We start from the raw sequence: 17,440 nt of genomic DNA, 5'->3' as shown, positions 1-17,440 counted from the left end.
GGCTCGAGTGCCGCCGTCGTCGCCGTGGTCGCACATCACCACGGTCACGACCTCCAGAACTCCGGGCGCGGCCACAACGGCTTCACCACACCGGGTCCGCGTCGAAGTCGTCGAAATCGAAGCCCGGCACGACAACACAGCTGACCAGGACCTCGTCCGCGGCCCCCGGCAAGGGCTCGGCGGACTGCCACGACCCCGCGGGGACGAGCAATTGCGGCCGCTCCCCTGCCGATACGTCACCACCGAGTACAACACGCTCGCCGGCGCCGGGCCCGGGACCGTCGCCCCCGAGAGTCAGGCCCAGCGCAAGACCGGCATGCCACAACCAGAGTTCGTCGGATCGCACCCGATGCCACGCCGACCGCTCGCCGGGACCCAGCACGTAGTAGATCGCCGTCCCCGCGGCCCGTTGTCCCGAATAGCCGGTCGGTGTGAACGAGTGGGCGCTGCGCCAGGTTTCGCGGAACCAGCCGCCTTCGGGATGCGGAAGCAGGTCGAGGGATTCGACCAGCGGCGAGCGGCGCTCGAGGCCGATATAGGCGCCGGTGACATCCCGGCGCGCGTACCGCACTTCGACGATCGCGGCGCGGTCGAGGGGCCCGTAGATCTTCGGGATCGGAGGACGCCCGGGCTCAGAGCTCACGCTGTCGAACCGGATCGGGGCGCCGATTCTCGCCGGGTCGAGTATCAGCGCGACCATGGGCTCGGTTTCCTCCAGGTAGGAGGTGTTCGCCGCCTGCAGCATCGCCGCCTCGTCCGGCGCGCACGGGAGGAAGCCGTCGGTTTCCAGCGACGAACCCGAAATCACCGGGCCGGCGGCCCGCAGGTCCGACAAACGCAACAAATGGACGATCGGATCGGTAGGCACCGCCCCAACCTACCCACGTGTCCCGGTGATCGACCGCGATGTGTCGTGGACCCGGCGAGGAGACCGGCGGCCGTCACCCGGAACCGCGTATCGGCGCGGAGCCAATCGGCCCCCTGGTATTCCAGCAGTGTGCGGCGACGGCGCCGGGAGCACGAGCACGAGACCGAACACCGCGGCACCGTAGGGGATACGGGTAGCGTTCAGCCGTCCGCGCTGCCCGCGGTGGCCTCCTCGGCCTCCCGCTGGATACGTGGGTACTGCTCGGCCATGCGGGTGGCGAGCGCCTGAGCGGCCGAGAGCGGTCGCACCATCACGGTGAACTCATCGATGCGCCCCTCCGTGTCCGAGTGCAGGAAATCGCAGCCCGTCAGCTGCAATCCGTCGACCCTCGCCTCGAACATCAACGCGTGATCACGACTGTCGGCGCCGCCGATCTCACGGATGTACCGGAAGTCCTCGAACACCCGCAGCACCGCGCGCAGAATCGCCGCGGTCACCGCCTTACCCGGATACGGCGCGAACGCCACCGGGCTGGTGAACACGACGTCCTCGGCGAGCAGTTCCTCCACCGTGTCGAGGTTCCCGGACTCCACCGCCCTTCGGAACGGATGCATCGATGCCTCCTAGTCAATTTTTTTACTATTCGGCGCGAGGCTATCCCGATTCATGCAGCCCTGTCCAGCAGCAATCGATCATCTAATTGAATATTAGATCCTGGTAGTGTGACCGAATGGCGTTACGACATGCGGTGCTGGCCGCACTGATCGAAGGCGAAGCCTCCGGTTACGACCTGGCCAAGGTGTTCGACGCGTCGGTGGCGAACTACTGGATGGCGACTCCGCAGCAGCTCTACAAAGAACTCGAGCGGATGATCGCGGACGGCCTGATCGAATCCCGGGTGATCGAACAGGAGAAACGCCCGAACAAGCGAGTGCACTCGATCACCGATGCCGGGCGCGAGATGTTGCACATGTTCATCGCCGAACCGACCAAGCCGACCGTCATCCGTGACGACATGCTGGTGAAAATCCAGGGCATGAGCCCGCACGACAGCGACGCCGTCGAGGCCGTGCTGATCGAACGCAGGGGCTGGGCCCAGGCCAAACTCGCACGCTACGAACGCCGCCGGGCCCGGCTGCTCGACGGACGCAGCGAACACGCGTATCTGAGCGAGTCCGAGCATATCGGCCCGTACCTGACGCTGCTGCGCGGCATCGCCTTCGAACAGGAGAACATCCGGTGGGCCGAATTCGGCCTGGCAGTCGTGCAGCGCCGCCGCGCGGTCACCACCGATACGACGCCGGGCCCACCCCAGAATTCGAAATCCGAGACCTGAACGGTCACCGGGTTCGCGGCCGGAAGCCCTCGTTCGCGATCCCGGTAGTGACGACATTGCCGATCGGTCCCTGCTTGTCGAACATCGCGACGGTGCCCGAGGCGATTCCGGCATCGCTGTAGTGCGTCACACCCGCCATCCCGATCGACGGCCCGTCCGGCAACCGCGACAGGGCCACGGTGTAGTCGGCATTGATGAAATGCAGGCCCGTGGTCCCGTAATGCGCCACCGCACTGGCCGAATCGGCGACCATGACCGCATGCGTCAGCGGGGTGATCTCCGTATCGCCGATCAGCGGCGTGGTGTAGGTCATCCAGATGTATTTCTGGGCGTCCGTTTCCCAGGTCCGCAGACTGTCACCGGGTGTCGTGCGGTCATCGGCGCTGTAGATTCTGCCGCTCGCCATGGAATCGCCGGTGCCGGATTCCTCGGGTGCGCACAATTCGGGCATCTCTATCGGGCTGGACCAGACGTCGTTGTGCGACTGTTCGCTGCGCCGCAGGTAGAGAGCGCGGGCGTGGGCGACCACGGTGTCGCGCCCCTGGGTCATCTCGGCATCGACGAGCAGGATCCGCGACCCCCGCCGGCGCACCCGGGTCTCGATGGTGACCGGCGCGAGTTTCGCGCGACCCGACAGATCGATCGTCACCCGCGCGGGATGCATATCGGTATCGTCCACGCACCCTTCGACGGCCACGCTCAGCAGTCCACCCACGTACTGTCCGCTGAGGAAATCCCCCCAGGGACCGCGCGCACGAGAGGTGGGGACGTAGGCACCACCGTCGATATCGAACACACCGGCGCGAGAGCTATCCATATCGTCTTCCTCCGAGAACTGCCGAGTCGTTGCGCGGCGGCGAAAACTCCGAGCATCAGTCTGGACACATGTCCACCAGCGAGTGTAGCGGTTCCGGAAGAGCGCGGACTATCTACATTCGTCTATTCGCGGCCGGCGGACGCCGGGAGAGTGTCCTCGCCGCCGACGGAATCGGCCCGCTCCGAGAAGTGCCGGAGTAGTTGCTCGTCGAGTTCGGCACGCATTCCGGTATCGCCGGACGGTCCGGATGTGCCGTGGACCTCGGTGTGCAATTCCTCCATCCGCCGGTCGAGCTCGTCGGCGACCCGTGCCGCCTCGGCGAGATCGTCGGTGAGGCGGGCGGGGACGTCGCCGTCGAATTTGTAGAAGATCTTGTGTTCCAACGATGCCCAGAAATCCATGGCCACCGTGCGGATCTGCAGCTCCACCTTGATATCGACCGGGCCCGTCGACAGGAACACCGGTATTTCGACGATCGCGTGCAGACTCTTGTAGCCGTTCGGTTTCGGACGGGCTATGTAGTCCTTGATCTCGAGTACTTTCACATCGCTCTGCGCGGTGAGCGTCTCGAGTACACGGTATGTATCGGCGATGAAGCTGCAGCTGATACGGACACCGGCGATATCGGTGATCTGCTCACGGATGGTCTCGAGATCGGAGGAGATCCCCTTCCGGAGAGCTTTCTGCAGCGTGCTCGCCGGGGTCTTCACCCGCGAGGTGACGTGTTCGATCGGGTTGTAGCGCTGCAGGTGCATGAACTCGCGGCGCAGGATCGTCACCTTGGTGAGCAATTCGTCGACGGCGAACTGGTACTCCATGAAGAAGCGCTCGAATTCCTCGCGCCGACGAGCCATGGAGGCGACGATCGCGGGATCCACCAGTTCTCCGTCGTTGCCGGAGAGTTCACCGCCGGTCACCACCGCATCCTTTCGCCCGGAATCCGCACTTCGATGTCGCCCCCGCGCCGGACGGTCCGGCCGCGCGACGCACGCGGCCGGGCCGCGAGCGCGGAGCATCGGACATCACGGGTGACGACGCGGACGACTCCGGCCATCACTGCCGGCACCCACAGTACGAGGACGCTCGCCCCGGCGGCCGCGCCGAGCACCGGGCGGCCACCAAGGAGACGACCGGCAGGCCCGCCACCAGGATACCGGCCCTGCCGGCGCCGCTTCCGTGACCGATATCATGCGTGAGCCATACCGGAGCCGACGCGGCATTCCGCCGCTACCACTTACCGGGGCGGCGCGCGACACCTCTCGGCGAGTGGCGGGTCGCGTCACCCAAACCCCAGCAGCAGCGCTGCCGACAGCACTCGCCGCGCCACGACGTCCTCGGTCGACCGGCCGTTGAGCAGGGCGGACACATTCGCGACCCAGACATCGAACAGCAGGTTGCCGATCCCCCGCTCCCGGGCCGTCGCGGTCCGGTGGCTCACACACTGCGTGAAAACCTTCGCGATCCGCCTCGCCGGGGGGCGCCGGCGCCGGCAGGGAGCGGCAACTCACGTCATCGGTTGCGCACCCGAACCAGAGTGCGCGGCGCGGCGGCGGCCAAGTGGCCGGCCGACACCATCGACAGCAGTACCGCGAACCCGGCGGCGATAGTCGCGTACATCATCATGGGAACCTCCTCGAGTCATATCGAGGTCCACTCTGCCCGTCGATCCTGGCAACAGCCTGTGCGGCGCCCGGCACGAGACCCGGCGGTCACGACCCGGGAGGAGAGCGAAAAGAGTTCGCCTCCCCCGATGACCGGGTGGCAGCATGCCCGGATGCGCACCGGCCGGTCGACGACAGTGAACGATATACAGCTCCGCTACACCGACTTCGGTGGCACCGCACCGCCGTTACTGGCCCTGCACGGAAGTTTCGGTCGCGGCGCGATCTTCGCCCCACTCGCCGACGCTCTGCACGACACCGTCCGGATCATCGCGCCCGACCAGCGCGGCCACGGCTACAGCGACCGCGCCGGCACCTACACCTGCGCGGATTTCGTCGCCGATGCCGCCGGCCTCCTCGACGAGCTCGATCTCGGACCGGTCGCCGTACTCGGGCACTCCCGCGGCGGTATCACCGCCTACCAGCTCGCCGCTCGCCACCCACACCTGGTGTCGGCACTGATCATCGAGGATATCGGGCCTGTCGTGCGGCAACCGGAAGTTCCGCATCCCGTCCTGCCGGTCCGGGGCTGGCCCGTCTCCGCACCCACCGACGCCGATCTGGCACACGCGCTGCGGGAACGCGGCATCCCCGACGCCTCTTACTTCCTGCAGAGCACCGTCGACGATCCAGCGGGCGGACGCCGGTTCCTGTTCGACTGGGACGACATGATGGACGTGCAGACCAGCGGAATCGGCGACTGGTGGGCGGACTGGCTCGGTTCGACCTGCCCGGCACTGGTGCTGCGCGGCGAGAACAGTCCGATGCTGCCCGCCCCGCTGGCCGCGCGGATGGCAGCCCGGAGGCCCGGCACCCGGCTGGTCGAGATCGCCGACGCCGGCCACTGGATCCACGATGACGCACCCCGCGCGATGGCCACCGCAGTCGCCCGATTCCTCGAGGTTCTGTAGTGCCCACGCAAGTACTACAGAACAGGTCGCAGCTGTTTTCGCAGGTTCGCCGCCGGGGCGGATCAGTCGGATGTGCCGGCGAGTTCGGCGGCGGAGGTCGCGGCGAAGTCGATCTGGCGGCGGGTGTTGGACAGCGTGGTCACCACACAGGTGCCGACCGGGCCCCGGCGGTCGTAGAGGGTGGCGGTGCCGATCGAGATACCGGCCGAGGCGACGGTGTTCTCGGCGCGCAGACCCTGTTCGTGCCCGATCGGCAGCCGCGAGAGAGTAAGGGTGACATCGGCGTTGATATAGCCCGCGCCCGCCGAACCCCAGTGGCAGATGTGGTTGGTGGAATCACCCAGGATCGCGGCCCGCTGGAACGCGGTGATCGTTTCACCGGCCACCAGCGGCGGCAGGCTGTACCAGGCGCTCTTACGCGCGGCGTTCTGGTGCGCGGCGAACTCGGTACTCCAGTCGGTGTTTCCGCTCTTGAACAGCGGCGGTGAGCCCTCGGGGGACATGCACCCGGACGGCGGCATCGGCAGGTCGGTGTCCGGGGTCCAGACCTCTCCTGCCGGTTCGTCGCCGGTGGTGAGGAAGACCGCCGAGGCCCGCACCCGCGATCGGCCCTGCTGTCGCAGTTCGGCGTCGGCGAGGGTGATCCGAGACCCCCGCCGGATCACCGTGCTGCGCATCTCGAACTCGGCGTTGTCCACCGGCTGATACAGGTCCACTGTCAGCCGCGCCGGAACGAACCCCGCCGGGCAGTGCCCTTCCAGCTCACGAGCCAGCAGACCGCAGATCCCGGTCCCGCTCAGCTTGCTCGGCGTCCACGGACTGACCGCCAGCGATCGCGGTGCGAGATAGCCGTCCTGCCATGCGAAAAAGCTCAACACCTGCCCGGTCCCCCTCGAAGACAACCCGCTCTGCTCGGAGTGGAACACGTTACAGCGCTGGGGAGATCCCTGCCGGCGATCGGAGACCGCTACGACCGTGACTTCGCGCTACCGGTCCTCGACGACCCGGGTTCCGTCGGCGAAACGATCGTGCCAGCCCTGTTTGGTGGGGCTGGAGCCGATCGTCACCGCTATCCCCAGGGCGGCGAAGAACCAGAGCACGCCGCCGATACACGGGACGAGATTGAGCAGCATATAGGAGTTGCGGAAGGCGGATTCCCTGAGTCCGGGCCTGGCCGCCCCACCGGCGCCTTCGACATGCAGCCCGAGCAGTTTCTTGCCGGGGGTGGCGCCGGTGGTGATCTCGAAGCCGAGAAAGTACAGGAACCCGAATCCCGCGCCGGGCAGGATGGAGACCCATTCGGGGGTGTGAGCGGATTTGTTCAGCAACCAGAACAGGATCGCTCCGACAACGCCGGCGATGATCCAGTCGATGAAGCGGGCGCCCGCGCGCTTACCCAGGCCGCCCGGGGCGGCCCCCGCCGGGGCTCCGAGCCGGGGGTCGTATCCGTCTGTGCTCATTGCGCATCTTCCTTGTGATAGAGGCCGTGCGAACCGCGCGGCATGCCGACCGGGCCGGTGGCCTCACTTGCGGCCCGCGGCCCAGCGCATACCCCACTGGTAGGCACGGTCGAGATCGGCCTGGCTGCCGTTCACGTATTCGACCTCACGCCCCACGGTCAGGCCGCGTCCCGTATTCGTCAGGAGCGCGACCGCGCAGATACGCGCCCCGTCGACCGCGGAATCCAGGCGGACCTCGATCTGCGGCCCGGCGGTCGGGTACATGGTGACGACACCGTCGACCGCCGCCCAGTTCGCGGCTCCCTCGTAGATCATGGCGAAGACCAGGATCCGGCGGAACGCGGCGGGGTCGGCGAGGTTGATGTGGAGGTTTTCCCCGCCGGCCACGGCGCCGGTGCGGTCGTCACGATCCAGCGCGATGAACGGCGGCCTGTTCAGTTCGCCATAGCTGTTGCCCAGCGCCTGGACGACTCCCTTGGTGCCGTCGGCGAGTTCGTAGAGGCAGCCGAGGTCCAGGTCGATACTGCCGCTCGCGCCGAGCAGTTTCGCGAAGAAGCCCGGTTTGCCGACCGGCTCCGGACTCGTCCAGTTGAGATTCACCCGCATCACGCCCTGACGCTCACCGCTCTTGGTGAGGTCGACGCTGCGTTCCTGTTTGGTGAGTGTCAGTTTGCGCGGGCCGGCGCCCGGAGTCCCGTCGCCCGCCGCGGACGGCGCCCGGCGCTTGGTGTAGTCGATGCCCATCGGCTGTGCTCCCGATCGCGGACGGAGGTCAGATGTTCACGCCGTAGTCGCGGGCGATTCCGGCCAGTCCGGAGGCATACCCCTGGCCGATGGCGCGGAACTTCCACTCGGCGCCGTGGCGGTAGAGCTCTCCGAAGACCATGGCGGTTTCGGTCGAGGCGTCCTCGGTCAGGTCGTAGCGGGCCAGTTCCGAACCCGTCGTCCGGTCCACGACCCGGATGAACGCATTGCGGACCTGCCCGAACGACTGCTGCCGCGCGTTCGCGTCATGGATCGAGACAGGAAAGAAGATGCTGGTGATCGTGGGCGGAGTGGCCGCCAGGTCGACATTGATCACCTCGTCGTCACCGTCGCCCGCACCGGTGAGGTTGTCGCCGGTGTGCTCGATGCTGCCCTCGGGGGAACGCAGATTGTTGTAGAACACGAAATGCCGATCCGAGAGCACCTTCTGATCCGGCCCGGTCGCCATGGCGCTGGCATCCAGGTCGAACTCGGCGCCCGTGGTCGACCGCACATCCCAGCCCAGGCCCACCGCCACCGCGGTCAGATCCGGTGCCTGCTTCGACAGCGATACATTGCCACCCTTCGCGAGGGTCACACCCATCCCGTTGTACTCCTTCTCATGGTGAACGGCCGCGGCCATGGTGCCCGGTGCATGCTTAAGCCAGCATTAACGACGGTTCGGCGCGGCCGCGCGGCGTCGATTCATACTGGGTGCCGTGCGCATACTGGTGGTCGACGACGAAAGCCGCTTCGCCGACGGGTTGAGGCGAGGGCTTCGGGCCGAGGGCTTCGCCGTCGATCTGGCCTACACCGCGACCGACGGCCTGTGGCGGGCGCGCGAGGTGCGCTACGACGCGCTCATCCTGGACGTGATGATGCCGGGCATGAGCGGATACGCGGTGTGCCGGACCTTGCGGGACGAGGGAAACTGGACACCGATCCTCATGCTCACCGCCAAGGACGGTGAATGGGACCAGGTCGAGGGTCTCGATACCGGCGCCGACGACTACGTGATCAAACCCGCCGATTTCCCGGTGCTCGTGGCCCGGTTGCGCGCGTTGATCCGCCGTGGCCGGCCGGAGCGCCCGACCGCGCTGCGGGTGGGCAGCCTCCGCCTCGATCCGGCCACCCGGGAGGTCCGCCGCGGTGACACTCCGGTGCGGTTGACCGCTCGCGAATTCGCGGTGCTGGCGTTCTTCGCCCGCGAGCCGGGTGTGATCCGGTCCAAGAGCGATATTCTGGCCGGAGTCTGGCACGGCGAATTCGACGGTGATTCCAATATCGTCGAGGTCTATATCGCGCACCTGCGCGCCAAGATCGACAAACCGTTCGGCGTCGATACCATCCGCACCATCCGCGGCGCGGGATATCGGCTGATGCCGGATGTCTAGCCCGCGCCTGCCGTCGCTGCGGGTACGGATCACGGTCACGACCACGGCCGTCGTGCTGGCGGTCCTGGCCGGCGGTGCGATGAGTTTCCTGGCGTTGTTCCGCCACACCCTGGTCACGGCGCAAGCGGATGCGGCCGATATCCAGGCCGCCCAGATCGCCGCGGACGCACAGCACCGGCTGGAGAACGCCGCCGGTCCGATCTTGCTACCGACCTCGGAAGTCGACGATGTGATCATCCAGCTCCAGCAGGACGGTCGCGTGATCGCCACCTCCGAAGGGGATTCCGCCGGGGGGCCGACCCTGCCTGTACCGTTCGCGGACCGCTTCTCCCTCGGCGGGGACGGTTATGTCGTGCAATCGGCGCCGATCACGGTGCGGTCGGGAGCGGTGCAGTCCGTGGTCGTCGCGCGCTCCCTCGAGGACGCCGATACCGCGGTGCGATCCGCGGCCCTGCTGCTGGTCGCCGCGGTGCCCACGGTCAGCGCGTTCGTCGCGGCGCTGATGTGGGCGGTGGTCGGCCGCTCACTGCGACCGGTCGAACGCATCCGGCTCGATGCCGAATCCATCGGCGCGGACCTTTCCCGGCGGGTGGATCCACCGGCCGGGAAAGACGAGGTCGCGCGGCTGGCGACGACTATGAACCGGATGCTCGACCGGCTCGAGTCCTCGCATCGGGCGCAGCAGCGGTTCGTCTCCGACGCCTCCCATGAACTGCGCTCGCCGGTGGCCGCCATCCGCCAGCACGCGCAGGTCGCACTGCACCATCCCGAGGCGACCGATCTGCCGTCGCTAGCCGGGGTCGTCGACAGCGAGGCCGCGCGATTACACGGTCTGGTGGATGATCTGTTGCTGCTGGCACGCCTCGGGGAGGGTCCGGGCCATAACCGCGGCGAAGTAGACCTCGACGATATCGTCCTCGCCGAAGCGGCCCGGCTGCGCCAACTCGGTGTCACCGTCGATATCGCGGCCGTGGGACCGGCCCGGGTTTTCGCCGACGAAGGCCTCCTGGCCCGGGCGGTGCGCAATGCCACCGACAACGCCCGCCGCCATGCGCGCGGTCGCGTCGACTTCACGCTGCGCTGCGAGAACGACCACGTTGTCCTCTGGGTCGACGACGACGGCGACGGGGTCCCGGAGGCCGACCGTGACCGGCTGTTCCGCCGCTTCGAGCGCAGCGACGACAACCGCAGCCGCACCCACGGCGGCGCCGGGCTGGGCCTGGCCATCATCGCCGAAGCCGCCCGTCACACCGGTGGTAGCGCGCGACTGTCGAGCTCGCCCCGCGGCGGAGCCCGCCTCGAGATCGACCTGCCCGAACACACCGACGACTGACCGGACCCCTTCCCCGCGATCGGAATCCGGGGGTCGTGTCGGAACGCACAGTGAACAGGCGGGATCGGCTGGATATCGGCCCAGCGTTCGCGCGACAGCGCGATACCGGTTTCCCGGTATCCCTACGATCCGGTTCATGCGCAGTACATTCGTTCGCGGCATCATCGTTCTCGCCTGCCTGACGATCGTCGCCGCGCCGGCACAGGCGCAGCCCGCCACGGAAACCCCGCCGGCCCGGGTGACCACTGCCTGCGGTGAACCACTGGACGCCGCCGAGGTGGCGGAGATCGTCGACCTGTCCGATCTCGGCACCCTGCCGAGCGGCCCGTCCCTGCCACGGCTGGAAGCCGTCGCCGCCCGCCTGAACAAGATCACTGGAATACTGGCCCGGAAGAAGGACCGGCGCGCGACGTTCGCGATCGGCCTCGACGCCCTGGAACAGGTCGCCGTGCTGCCACTTCAGCGCCGGGAGTCGGAGTTCGACGACCCCGACTATGCCCACCGGCTCAGCATCGAGGTGATGACCCGGTTCCTCGGAAACCTGCACGGGGAGTTCGGCGGCGGTGTCGTCGAATCGCGATGGGCGCGCCATTTCGCGCTCGCCCACGATTGCGACCTGTCGCTCGGACAGGTCACGATGGCCGGGTACAACGCTCATTTCACCGTGGACATGCCCCACGTGGTCGCCGCCATCGGCTCCCAGCCGGCGAACCGGCATGACTACTTCACGGTTCTCGGCACGATCGCGCGCAACAGGTCCGTTATCGTCGCCCCGACCGCGGCGGTGTTCGGCGACGCCGTCGTCCCGGCCCTCGAGGCACTGGCGGGCAACGGAATCGTCGCGCTCGGCTTCACCGGCTCCAACGCGATCAACTTCGCCAACGGCCTGGCGTTACGGAGTCCGGCCCTGCGCGCCGTCACCGAAGCCGAGATCGACCTGATGTGGAGAGCCATCGATGCCGCCGTGCGAGTTCTGTGAACCCCCGCACGACCTCTCGCGGCCGCGCCACGGCAGCTCCGGCGTCGGCCTACCGCGCCCCTCTGCTCGCCGCGCGTTCGATCGCGTCCATCGACTGCTGGAGCGCGAACGCCGGATTGAGTTCGAACGCTTCGGTGGCCTCCTCGTAGATCAGCACATGTCCCGCGGGAAAGAAGTAGGCCTCGCCGGCGGTCGCGACCTCATCCGGCAGATCCGTATTCGGGTAGGTGGCCCGAATCGTGCCGGCGAAAATGTATCCGTAGTGCGGACACTGGCACACGCCTCCCGGCAGACCCGCCGCTTTGTAGAGTTCGGTACAGTCACGCGCTCCCGCTGTGGTGGTGTATCCGACCTCCATATCGCCCCACTGCTCGGAGCGGAATCCCGCCCCGCAGGCGGGCCAGCGTCCACCGCCACCCGCAGGCAGCTCGTCCAGTTTCGAATGTGGCACGGCATCTCTCCATTTCGTGAAAATCAGACGTCCAGCGGGTCGCGGCCGTCGTGCTCGCCGATACCGTCTTCGTGCACCATCCAGTGCACGAATCGATGCAGCGGATACATGGCGTCGTGCGGGTTTCCTATCGTGCTCGGGCCGGCCTCCCCGAGCCGGACGATTCGCTGCGCGCCGTGGCCGGCGAGCCGGTCCCGGAACTGCGCCATCCGGTCGAAGGGATAGAACCCGACGGTCTGGGTCGCCACATTCACGTATCGGACGGCGTCGTCGAGCGAATCCACCCGGACCACGTTGGCGGTCTTGCCGGCCGGATGGAAGTCGACCGGCTCGTCGGAGCGGATCACCACACCGGTGCCGTCGGTTCTGCCCCAGACCCGGAATTCGTCGTCGAGCATCGCCAGGGTTTCGACCTGCTCCCGGAGTTCCATATCGAGTGGACGCACATCACCCGAGGCGGTGGCTTTCTCCGATATCCGGGTATACAGCCGCGCACAGAACCGGTCCGCGTCATCCTGATCTGCTTCGAGGAAGACGAAACGGCTCGCGACACAGGCATCCTGATTCAGCACCATGATGTCGTCGGCGGCCAGACCGACGGCACGATCGAGAGTCTCATCGGAGTCGAATGCCTGCCGGCCCACCATCGAGATCGAGGTCTTCGGGTCGAAGGACACCAGCTGCAATCCCGGGCCCAGGTACTTGATCACGTTGTCGATGGCGTCGCCACCGCCCCAGGCAACGATCTTGTCGAAATATTGCGGACGGAAGAGCACTCGCTCCACAGTCTCGTCACCGCCCCGCCAATACACGGCCGACATCGACTTCACCACCGGATGGGTGGGGTCGATATCGGCGAGCGTCCGCAGAATGGCGACGGTCGTGAAGGGATCGCTCGACGACATCTTGAACAGATTGACCGCCTTGACCAGCGCACCCTGCGCGATGGATTTCACCGCGACGCCGGGAGAGTTTCCCGGCAACACGTGGAGCAGCCGTGGCGCGAAGGCCCGCACATAACTCTTCCGGCCGGTGAAGTCCTGCTTCGGGATCCACTCGTCCAGGGCCCGGGGATCGGGAAAATTCTGTTCGACGACGGTACGCAACAGTTTCTCGTCGAGGTATGCGGCCGCGCCCGCCACCTGCGACGCCAGCACCGCCCGTGGCAGCACATGGGTGGCCGACATCCGGTCGATACAGTCCTCGACGAACGGGTTACGGGGATCCCGGATCCGCCGGCCGGCCTCGGCCAGGAAATCGATGATCTCCCGCAGCGGCACATTCAGCAGCGGCGGCACCTCACCGCGTGGGAACACCGCCCGGTCCAGGTCGATATCGGGAGTCGTGAACGCGACACCCAGGTCGCGGGAGCGGTGGGTGTTCCCGGCGCCTGCGACGAGCTCGCCCCGGAAGAAGAAAGGAGCGGAGAGGGCGGCGGGGTCGCGGAGTGTGCCGGTCATCAGGCGAGTCCTCGAACATAGGCGTCGACGGTTCCGGCACAACCGATCTTGTCGTCGCCGGCCAGATCCGCGTAGCGGACGATGGAATCCGCTACCGACGGACCCCGGTTTCCACAGGCGCACGGAGAGAAATCCATCGAGACCTTGTCGCCGGTGACGACCCCGCCCCAGCGTCCGTCGAGCGAGAGGTCGAAGAACGCGGCCCGGCCCTCGACCTCGCCGGTGGTCCGGGACAGCAGAGTTTCGCCCGCCTCGTCCAGGACGAAGGGCACCACCCACGGCGGCACATGATAGCGACCGCCGGTCCGGCACTTCGGCATTCCCGAATTCAGCTCTTGCATGGAATAGTTCTGGAACTCCCGGTTCGGCGGGATGTTGAATGTCTCGTGCACGAACTGCTGGTAGTTCGCCGGCAGCTGGGCCCGTTTGAGACCGCCGCCCACGTAGAGGCAGTTGTCGGGATGGAAATCGGCGGCCGCGAATCCGCGGTCCCGGACGAGCACGGCGACCTGGTGCAGGATATTCCACATACCCGCGATGTAGAGCTTCTCGTGGCGGTGTTCGATCATCGCCTCGGCGCCCGCGACCAGGGCCCGGTCCAGCGCTTCCTGCCGTTGCGCCGAAGTGCGTTCGAAATCGGCGATTTCCGCGGGCGTGGCGGTACCGTCGGCGATCCGCTTGCGCAGCACGACCTGTCCGGTGAGGGCGCCGACGGTGAGCGGCGGGATCGGCAGGGCGAATCGGTCCTTGTCCGGATCGCCATAAGCCTGCTGCTGCGCCGTGCCGATGATGAGGTTCTTGGGCACCGCCGCCGTCAATCCGAGGCCCATCATGCGCCGGTCCCGGGCGGGACGGACCCCCGATCCCCAGGCGAAGACGTTGACGGTATCCCGGCGCGACCAGGCCATATCCTGTTCCGACGCACGCAGCATGGCGGATTTGCCAGTGGTCCCGCTCGAGCAGGACACATAGTGCCCGGCCTCTTGCAGCCGCTCGATCCAGTGATCGATATCGGTGAGATCCGCCGTGTCGATCGGCCCGACCGGTACGGGTGCGAGTGTGCCGAGCCAGGTTCCCAGGCGGTCCCAGCGCTGCTCGATCAGGAATTTCTCCGGGTAGCTCTTGTACACCGAATGCGGGAACAGCAGCGAGATCGCGTCCTCGAATCGCCCGACCTCGGTGACGCCCGCCTCCCCGGCGCGGTGTTCCAGCAGTTTGATCCGGTGTTTGCGTTCCCGGAACCGTTCGTCGATCGCGGCCGTCTGCGTGGCGCGCAACTCGGCCGCGGAGTGATCGAACCGATCGGGATCATCGATGAGACCTGTCAGTCGCCCCAGTGCGGAACTCATGGGCGGCTCCCTTCGCGAAGCGTCTTCGCTTTCTAAATTAATAGCACCTCGTAGGTGCTATTAAGCTAGCACCCGGCGACCACTCCCGGGACGGAATACGGTGAACTCGACAGTTGTGAACTCGACCCACGCAGACTCCGGACGCCCGCGGGGCGCCGGCCGCCCGACCGCGGCACAGGCGCAGGCACGCCGGCAGGAGTTGCTGGACACCGCCCTGGACCTGTTCCTGGAGCACGGCTACGAGCACACCACCGTCGAGATGATCGCCACCCGGGTACATATGGCCAAACGAACGGTGTACGGCCTCTACACCGACAAGGCCGCCCTGTTCCTCGCAGCCGTGCGGCGGGCGATCGAGGCGCAGGCCGTCCCCCGCGATGTCCTCGAAGGCCTCGACACCGGCGACCTCGCGCAGACCCTCACCGCCGTCGCACGACTGCGGATCGACCAGGCCATGACACCCAGCGGGCTCCGGTTGCACCGGATCCTCAATATCGAGGGCCTGCGTTTCCCGGAGATCTTCACCCTCAGCAACACCCTGCGCGCGGGGCCGGTCATCGAGTTCGTCGCCGAGGTCATGGACCGTGCCGTGGCGGCCGGGCAGATCGCCGCGACCGATACCGATCTCGCCGCGCGCGCGTTCATGAGCATGGTTGTCGGCGCGCAGGTCCGCAGTATCGAGTCGGGCCGGATCCCGAGCAGCGACAAGATCGATCAACGGGTCGGGTTCATGGTGCGCCTACTGCTCGACGGGTTGCGGCCGCGGTGAAAGCGTGGCCGGTGCGATTGCCCGGAACCGCGATGCGCACGTGTCGTCACCTCGGGCACGCGCTATCGCGCACACAGTCGCTCGGAGCGCTCCCACAGTTCGGCGGCCCGGCCGGGCGAGATCGCGTAGGGTTCCACATCCGCCCTGACCGCACAGTCCGCGTAGTAGATCCCGGCGGGGCCGGCCGGTTCCGGGCGGACGGCGGCCCACACCTGGGTCGCCGCGCCCTGTTGCGGAGTCAGCACCTCCCGGGCCGGTGCGGGCGACCCGGAACGCGCGGACGACGTCGCCGAGGCCATATCCGGAACGTGCCGGAACAACGCCGTGGCGACCCGTCCGGGGTGGACCGCGCAGGCGTGGACACCCTCGCCGCCCAGCCGCCGGTTCAGTTCGACGGCGTGCAGGATATTGGCGGTCTTGGAGGCCCCGTAGGCGCGGAATTTGTCGTACTCGCGGCGCTCCCACTGCATATCGTCGAAATCGACATCGGCGATCCGGTGCGCCTCGGAGGAGAGGTTCACGACCCTGGCGCCCTGCGCCGCGCACAACCGCGGGACGAGTAGCCGGGTGAGTTCGAAATGACCGAGATGATTGGTGCCGAACTGCCATTCGAAACCCTGCGCCGTGCGGGCGAAGGGGGTGAACATCACCCCGGCATTGTTCATGAGTACATGCACGGCGGGGGCGATCTCGGCGATCCGGTCCGCCGCGTCGCGGATCGCGGGCAACGAGGTCAGGTCCAGGGCGACGACCGACAGTCGCGCCCCGGGCATCTCGTCGCGGATCGCGGCGGCCGTCTCGTCGAGCGCATCCGGCCGCCGGGCGGCCAATACGAGGTGGGCGCCGGTGCGGGCGAGGCCGCGGGCGGATTCCCGGCCGAGACCCGATGACGCGCCGGTGATCACGCAGACCCGATCGGTCAGGTCGACTCCGGCCACGATATCGAGGACCGTGGGACGCGGGGTACCGAGTTCTGCCCGGCCGGCGCGAGGCGAGATCGTCATCACTGCTCCGGATTCGATGGTGCGGAAGAGATGACCGGCCGTCAGAATCGGCCGGCTACCCGAATAAGTATACTCAGCGGAATACTTTCCGCGCGGTATTCGGTAGGTTGAACACATGTCGACGACAAGGCGTGGCCGCCCCACCCGGGCCGAGGCGAAAGCCCTCGATCACACCGTGCGCGAGGCCGCTGTCGCGACCTTCCTGGAATTCGGGTACGACGGGGCGACCATGGAGGCCATCGCCCGGGCCGCCGGCATCACGAAACGCTCGCTCTACGCCCGTTACCCGGACAAGCGCGCGGTCTTCGCCGAGGTGATCCCCTGGGCGCTGTCGAAGTACGAGGCTCTCGACGGGGCCGCGATGCTCGAGGACGACGACCTCGAGGCGACGCTGCTCGAGATGGGCCGGGCGGCCCTCGAACGGACCGTCGATCCACAGAATTCCCGCTTGCGGCGGATCGCGATGAACGAGTCGGCCCGGTTTCCCGAGTTCGCGGTGACCGCGGATTCGATGATGTGGTCGGGTCGGCAGCGTGCCGTGGTGGCGGTGCTGCGGCGCGCCGTCACCCGGGGCACGGCCCGGATCGACGATATCGAACTGGCGGCCGAACATTTCCTCGCCATGGTGGAGCTGATCCCCGGCAGACTCGCGGATTTCGGTGTCTTCCGGACCCGGCAGGAAGAGGAGCGGCATCTCCGGCACGCCGTGGCCCTCTTCCTGCACGGCGTCTCGCCACGCTGAACAACTCTCTCGCCGGCGCCGGTCGCGCCGGATCACGACCTCTCCTCGGGAGATTTCGCCGAAACGGCCACCACGACCCGCCTCCACCCTTATCGTAAGTACACGGAAACGGATACTTAACTCGGCAGCGTGTTGTACCGCTTCGCCGACCCTGGGCACCCG

20 protein-coding genes and 1 pseudogene are annotated in these 17,440 nt (G+C 67.3%); 7 read left to right on the top strand and 14 right to left on the bottom strand.

All coding sequences use genetic code 11. From position 1 onward, the window contains the following. Nucleotides 1–82: 82 nt before the first annotated feature. The 3 genes and pseudogenes from ACZ6SF_RS28895 to ACZ6SF_RS28885 form a co-directional block, all read right to left on the bottom strand. Nucleotides 83–535, bottom strand: coding sequence for a cupin domain-containing protein (locus tag ACZ6SF_RS28895; RefSeq protein ID WP_466066549.1), 453 nt, complete (start codon nt 533–535; stop codon nt 83–85). Between the two features lie 93 nt (nt 536–628). Next, nucleotides 629–808: pseudogene (locus ACZ6SF_RS28890) on the bottom strand (hypothetical protein); the annotation flags it as partial. A 260-nt stretch (nt 809–1,068) separates the two neighbouring features. Next, nucleotides 1,069–1,482: a nuclear transport factor 2 family protein gene (locus tag ACZ6SF_RS28885; protein ID WP_466066289.1), complete on the bottom strand. Its 414-nt coding sequence runs from the start codon at nt 1,480–1,482 to the stop codon at nt 1,069–1,071. A gap of 116 nt (nt 1,483–1,598) precedes the next feature. Here ACZ6SF_RS28885 and ACZ6SF_RS28880 point away from each other — a divergent pair, with 116 nt between their 5' ends. Continuing rightward, entirely contained in the window at nt 1,599–2,204 is a 606-nt protein-coding gene (locus ACZ6SF_RS28880) for a PadR family transcriptional regulator (protein ID WP_466066287.1), read from the top strand. A 4-nt stretch (nt 2,205–2,208) separates the two neighbouring features. On the opposite strand, the gene ACZ6SF_RS28875 is transcribed toward ACZ6SF_RS28880, so the two are convergent. The 3 genes from ACZ6SF_RS28875 to ACZ6SF_RS28865 all read right to left on the bottom strand — a co-directional run bounded on the left by ACZ6SF_RS28875 (nt 2,209) and on the right by ACZ6SF_RS28865 (nt 4,459). Next, nucleotides 2,209–3,021: an acyl-CoA thioesterase domain-containing protein gene (locus ACZ6SF_RS28875; RefSeq protein ID WP_466066285.1), complete on the bottom strand. Its 813-nt coding sequence runs from the start codon at nt 3,019–3,021 to the stop codon at nt 2,209–2,211. 122 nt (nt 3,022–3,143) lie between these two features. Continuing rightward, nucleotides 3,144–3,875, bottom strand: a complete 732-nt coding sequence (locus tag ACZ6SF_RS28870) for a GTP pyrophosphokinase (RefSeq protein WP_466066547.1) — start codon at nt 3,873–3,875, stop codon at nt 3,144–3,146. A 425-nt stretch (nt 3,876–4,300) separates the two neighbouring features. After that, nucleotides 4,301–4,459, bottom strand: a complete 159-nt coding sequence (locus tag ACZ6SF_RS28865; protein ID WP_466066284.1) for a hypothetical protein — start codon at nt 4,457–4,459, stop codon at nt 4,301–4,303. Nucleotides 4,460–4,771: 312 nt separating this feature from the next. Between ACZ6SF_RS28865 and ACZ6SF_RS28860 the strand changes: the two genes are divergently transcribed. After that, a complete protein-coding gene (locus tag ACZ6SF_RS28860) occupies nt 4,772–5,593 on the top strand; it encodes an alpha/beta fold hydrolase (RefSeq protein WP_466066282.1) in 822 nt (273 codons plus the stop codon). Nucleotides 5,594–5,655: 62 nt separating this feature from the next. Here ACZ6SF_RS28860 and ACZ6SF_RS28855 read toward each other — a convergent pair whose 3' ends face one another. The 4 genes from ACZ6SF_RS28855 to ACZ6SF_RS28840 all read right to left on the bottom strand — a co-directional run bounded on the left by ACZ6SF_RS28855 (nt 5,656) and on the right by ACZ6SF_RS28840 (nt 8,401). Continuing rightward, nucleotides 5,656–6,471, bottom strand: coding sequence for an acyl-CoA thioesterase domain-containing protein (locus tag ACZ6SF_RS28855; RefSeq protein WP_466066280.1), 816 nt, complete (start codon nt 6,469–6,471; stop codon nt 5,656–5,658). 108 nt (nt 6,472–6,579) lie between these two features. Beyond that, the gene (locus ACZ6SF_RS28850; RefSeq protein WP_466066278.1) at nt 6,580–7,053 is read right to left on the bottom strand and encodes an RDD family protein; all 474 of its coding nucleotides are present in this window, start codon (nt 7,051–7,053) and stop codon (nt 6,580–6,582) included. A gap of 63 nt (nt 7,054–7,116) precedes the next feature. Then, on the bottom strand, nt 7,117–7,797 hold the full coding sequence (locus tag ACZ6SF_RS28845) for a TerD family protein (protein WP_466066277.1): 681 nt from the start codon (nt 7,795–7,797) through the stop codon (nt 7,117–7,119). Nucleotides 7,798–7,825: 28 nt separating this feature from the next. Then, nucleotides 7,826–8,401 (bottom strand): TerD family protein, encoded by a 576-nt coding sequence (locus ACZ6SF_RS28840; protein ID WP_466066275.1) that lies wholly within the window; start codon nt 8,399–8,401, stop codon nt 7,826–7,828. 115 nt (nt 8,402–8,516) lie between these two features. Here ACZ6SF_RS28840 and ACZ6SF_RS28835 point away from each other — a divergent pair, with 115 nt between their 5' ends. From ACZ6SF_RS28835 to ACZ6SF_RS28825, 3 genes are all read left to right on the top strand, one after another. Next, complete coding sequence (locus tag ACZ6SF_RS28835) at nt 8,517–9,191, top strand: response regulator transcription factor (RefSeq protein ID WP_466066274.1); 675 nt, start codon at nt 8,517–8,519, stop codon at nt 9,189–9,191. Next, a complete protein-coding gene (locus ACZ6SF_RS28830; RefSeq protein ID WP_466066272.1) occupies nt 9,184–10,524 on the top strand; it encodes a sensor histidine kinase in 1,341 nt (446 codons plus the stop codon). Before ACZ6SF_RS28835 ends, ACZ6SF_RS28830 begins: the two co-directional genes overlap by 8 nt. 136 nt (nt 10,525–10,660) lie before the next feature. After that, complete coding sequence (locus ACZ6SF_RS28825; RefSeq protein WP_466066270.1) at nt 10,661–11,503, top strand: DUF5995 family protein; 843 nt, start codon at nt 10,661–10,663, stop codon at nt 11,501–11,503. A gap of 49 nt (nt 11,504–11,552) precedes the next feature. On the opposite strand, the gene ACZ6SF_RS28820 is transcribed toward ACZ6SF_RS28825, so the two are convergent. Genes ACZ6SF_RS28820 through ACZ6SF_RS28810 form a run of 3 tightly spaced genes read right to left on the bottom strand, consistent with a single transcriptional unit; the run spans nt 11,553 to nt 14,763 of the window. Then, nucleotides 11,553–11,954 (bottom strand): cupin domain-containing protein, encoded by a 402-nt coding sequence (locus ACZ6SF_RS28820; protein WP_466066268.1) that lies wholly within the window; start codon nt 11,952–11,954, stop codon nt 11,553–11,555. Between the two features lie 23 nt (nt 11,955–11,977). After that, a complete protein-coding gene (locus ACZ6SF_RS28815; protein WP_466066266.1) occupies nt 11,978–13,414 on the bottom strand; it encodes an acyl-CoA reductase in 1,437 nt (478 codons plus the stop codon). Then, nucleotides 13,414–14,763, bottom strand: coding sequence for a hypothetical protein (locus ACZ6SF_RS28810; protein ID WP_466066264.1), 1,350 nt, complete (start codon nt 14,761–14,763; stop codon nt 13,414–13,416). The genes ACZ6SF_RS28815 and ACZ6SF_RS28810 overlap by 1 nt, the downstream gene beginning before the upstream one ends. A 100-nt stretch (nt 14,764–14,863) precedes the next feature. Between ACZ6SF_RS28810 and ACZ6SF_RS28805 the strand changes: the two genes are divergently transcribed. Then, nucleotides 14,864–15,532 carry a TetR/AcrR family transcriptional regulator gene (locus ACZ6SF_RS28805; protein WP_466066262.1) on the top strand — a complete coding sequence of 223 codons (669 nt, stop codon included), beginning with the start codon at nt 14,864–14,866 and terminating at the stop codon, nt 15,530–15,532. Nucleotides 15,533–15,594: 62 nt separating this feature from the next. On the opposite strand, the gene ACZ6SF_RS28800 is transcribed toward ACZ6SF_RS28805, so the two are convergent. Next, entirely contained in the window at nt 15,595–16,536 is a 942-nt protein-coding gene (locus ACZ6SF_RS28800; protein ID WP_466066260.1) for an SDR family NAD(P)-dependent oxidoreductase, read from the bottom strand. 115 nt (nt 16,537–16,651) lie between these two features. Between ACZ6SF_RS28800 and ACZ6SF_RS28795 the strand changes: the two genes are divergently transcribed. Further along, on the top strand, nt 16,652–17,278 hold the full coding sequence (locus ACZ6SF_RS28795) for a TetR/AcrR family transcriptional regulator (protein WP_466066258.1): 627 nt from the start codon (nt 16,652–16,654) through the stop codon (nt 17,276–17,278). Nucleotides 17,279–17,440: the final 162 nt, after the last annotated feature.

This window comes from Nocardia sp. NPDC049935, assembly GCF_055586645.1.
The sequence above is the reverse complement of the archived record's forward strand: the minus strand, read 5'-3'. Positions and strand labels throughout refer to the sequence as shown.

Excerpts from the sequence above, each read along its gene's own strand:
- ACZ6SF_RS28885 (WP_466066289.1), bottom strand. The coding sequence starts at position 1,482 with ATGCATCCGTTCCGAAGGGCGGTGGAGTCCGGGAACCTCGACACGGTG.
- ACZ6SF_RS28880 (WP_466066287.1), top strand. The coding sequence starts at position 1,599 with ATGGCGTTACGACATGCGGTGCTGGCCGCACTGATCGAAGGCGAAGCC.
- ACZ6SF_RS28875 (WP_466066285.1), bottom strand. The coding sequence starts at position 3,021 with ATGGATAGCTCTCGCGCCGGTGTGTTCGATATCGACGGTGGTGCCTAC.
- ACZ6SF_RS28870 (WP_466066547.1), bottom strand. The coding sequence starts at position 3,875 with ATGGCTCGTCGGCGCGAGGAATTCGAGCGCTTCTTCATGGAGTACCAG.
- ACZ6SF_RS28860 (WP_466066282.1), top strand. The coding sequence starts at position 4,772 with ATGACCGGGTGGCAGCATGCCCGGATGCGCACCGGCCGGTCGACGACA.
- ACZ6SF_RS28850 (WP_466066278.1), bottom strand. The coding sequence starts at position 7,053 with ATGAGCACAGACGGATACGACCCCCGGCTCGGAGCCCCGGCGGGGGCC.
- ACZ6SF_RS28845 (WP_466066277.1), bottom strand. The coding sequence starts at position 7,797 with ATGGGCATCGACTACACCAAGCGCCGGGCGCCGTCCGCGGCGGGCGAC.
- ACZ6SF_RS28840 (WP_466066275.1), bottom strand. The coding sequence starts at position 8,401 with ATGGGTGTGACCCTCGCGAAGGGTGGCAATGTATCGCTGTCGAAGCAG.
- ACZ6SF_RS28830 (WP_466066272.1), top strand. The coding sequence starts at position 9,184 with ATGTCTAGCCCGCGCCTGCCGTCGCTGCGGGTACGGATCACGGTCACG.
- ACZ6SF_RS28825 (WP_466066270.1), top strand. The coding sequence starts at position 10,661 with ATGCGCAGTACATTCGTTCGCGGCATCATCGTTCTCGCCTGCCTGACG.
- ACZ6SF_RS28815 (WP_466066266.1), bottom strand. The coding sequence starts at position 13,414 with ATGACCGGCACACTCCGCGACCCCGCCGCCCTCTCCGCTCCTTTCTTC.
- ACZ6SF_RS28810 (WP_466066264.1), bottom strand. The coding sequence starts at position 14,763 with ATGAGTTCCGCACTGGGGCGACTGACAGGTCTCATCGATGATCCCGAT.
- ACZ6SF_RS28800 (WP_466066260.1), bottom strand. The coding sequence starts at position 16,536 with ATGACGATCTCGCCTCGCGCCGGCCGGGCAGAACTCGGTACCCCGCGT.
- ACZ6SF_RS28795 (WP_466066258.1), top strand. The coding sequence starts at position 16,652 with ATGTCGACGACAAGGCGTGGCCGCCCCACCCGGGCCGAGGCGAAAGCC.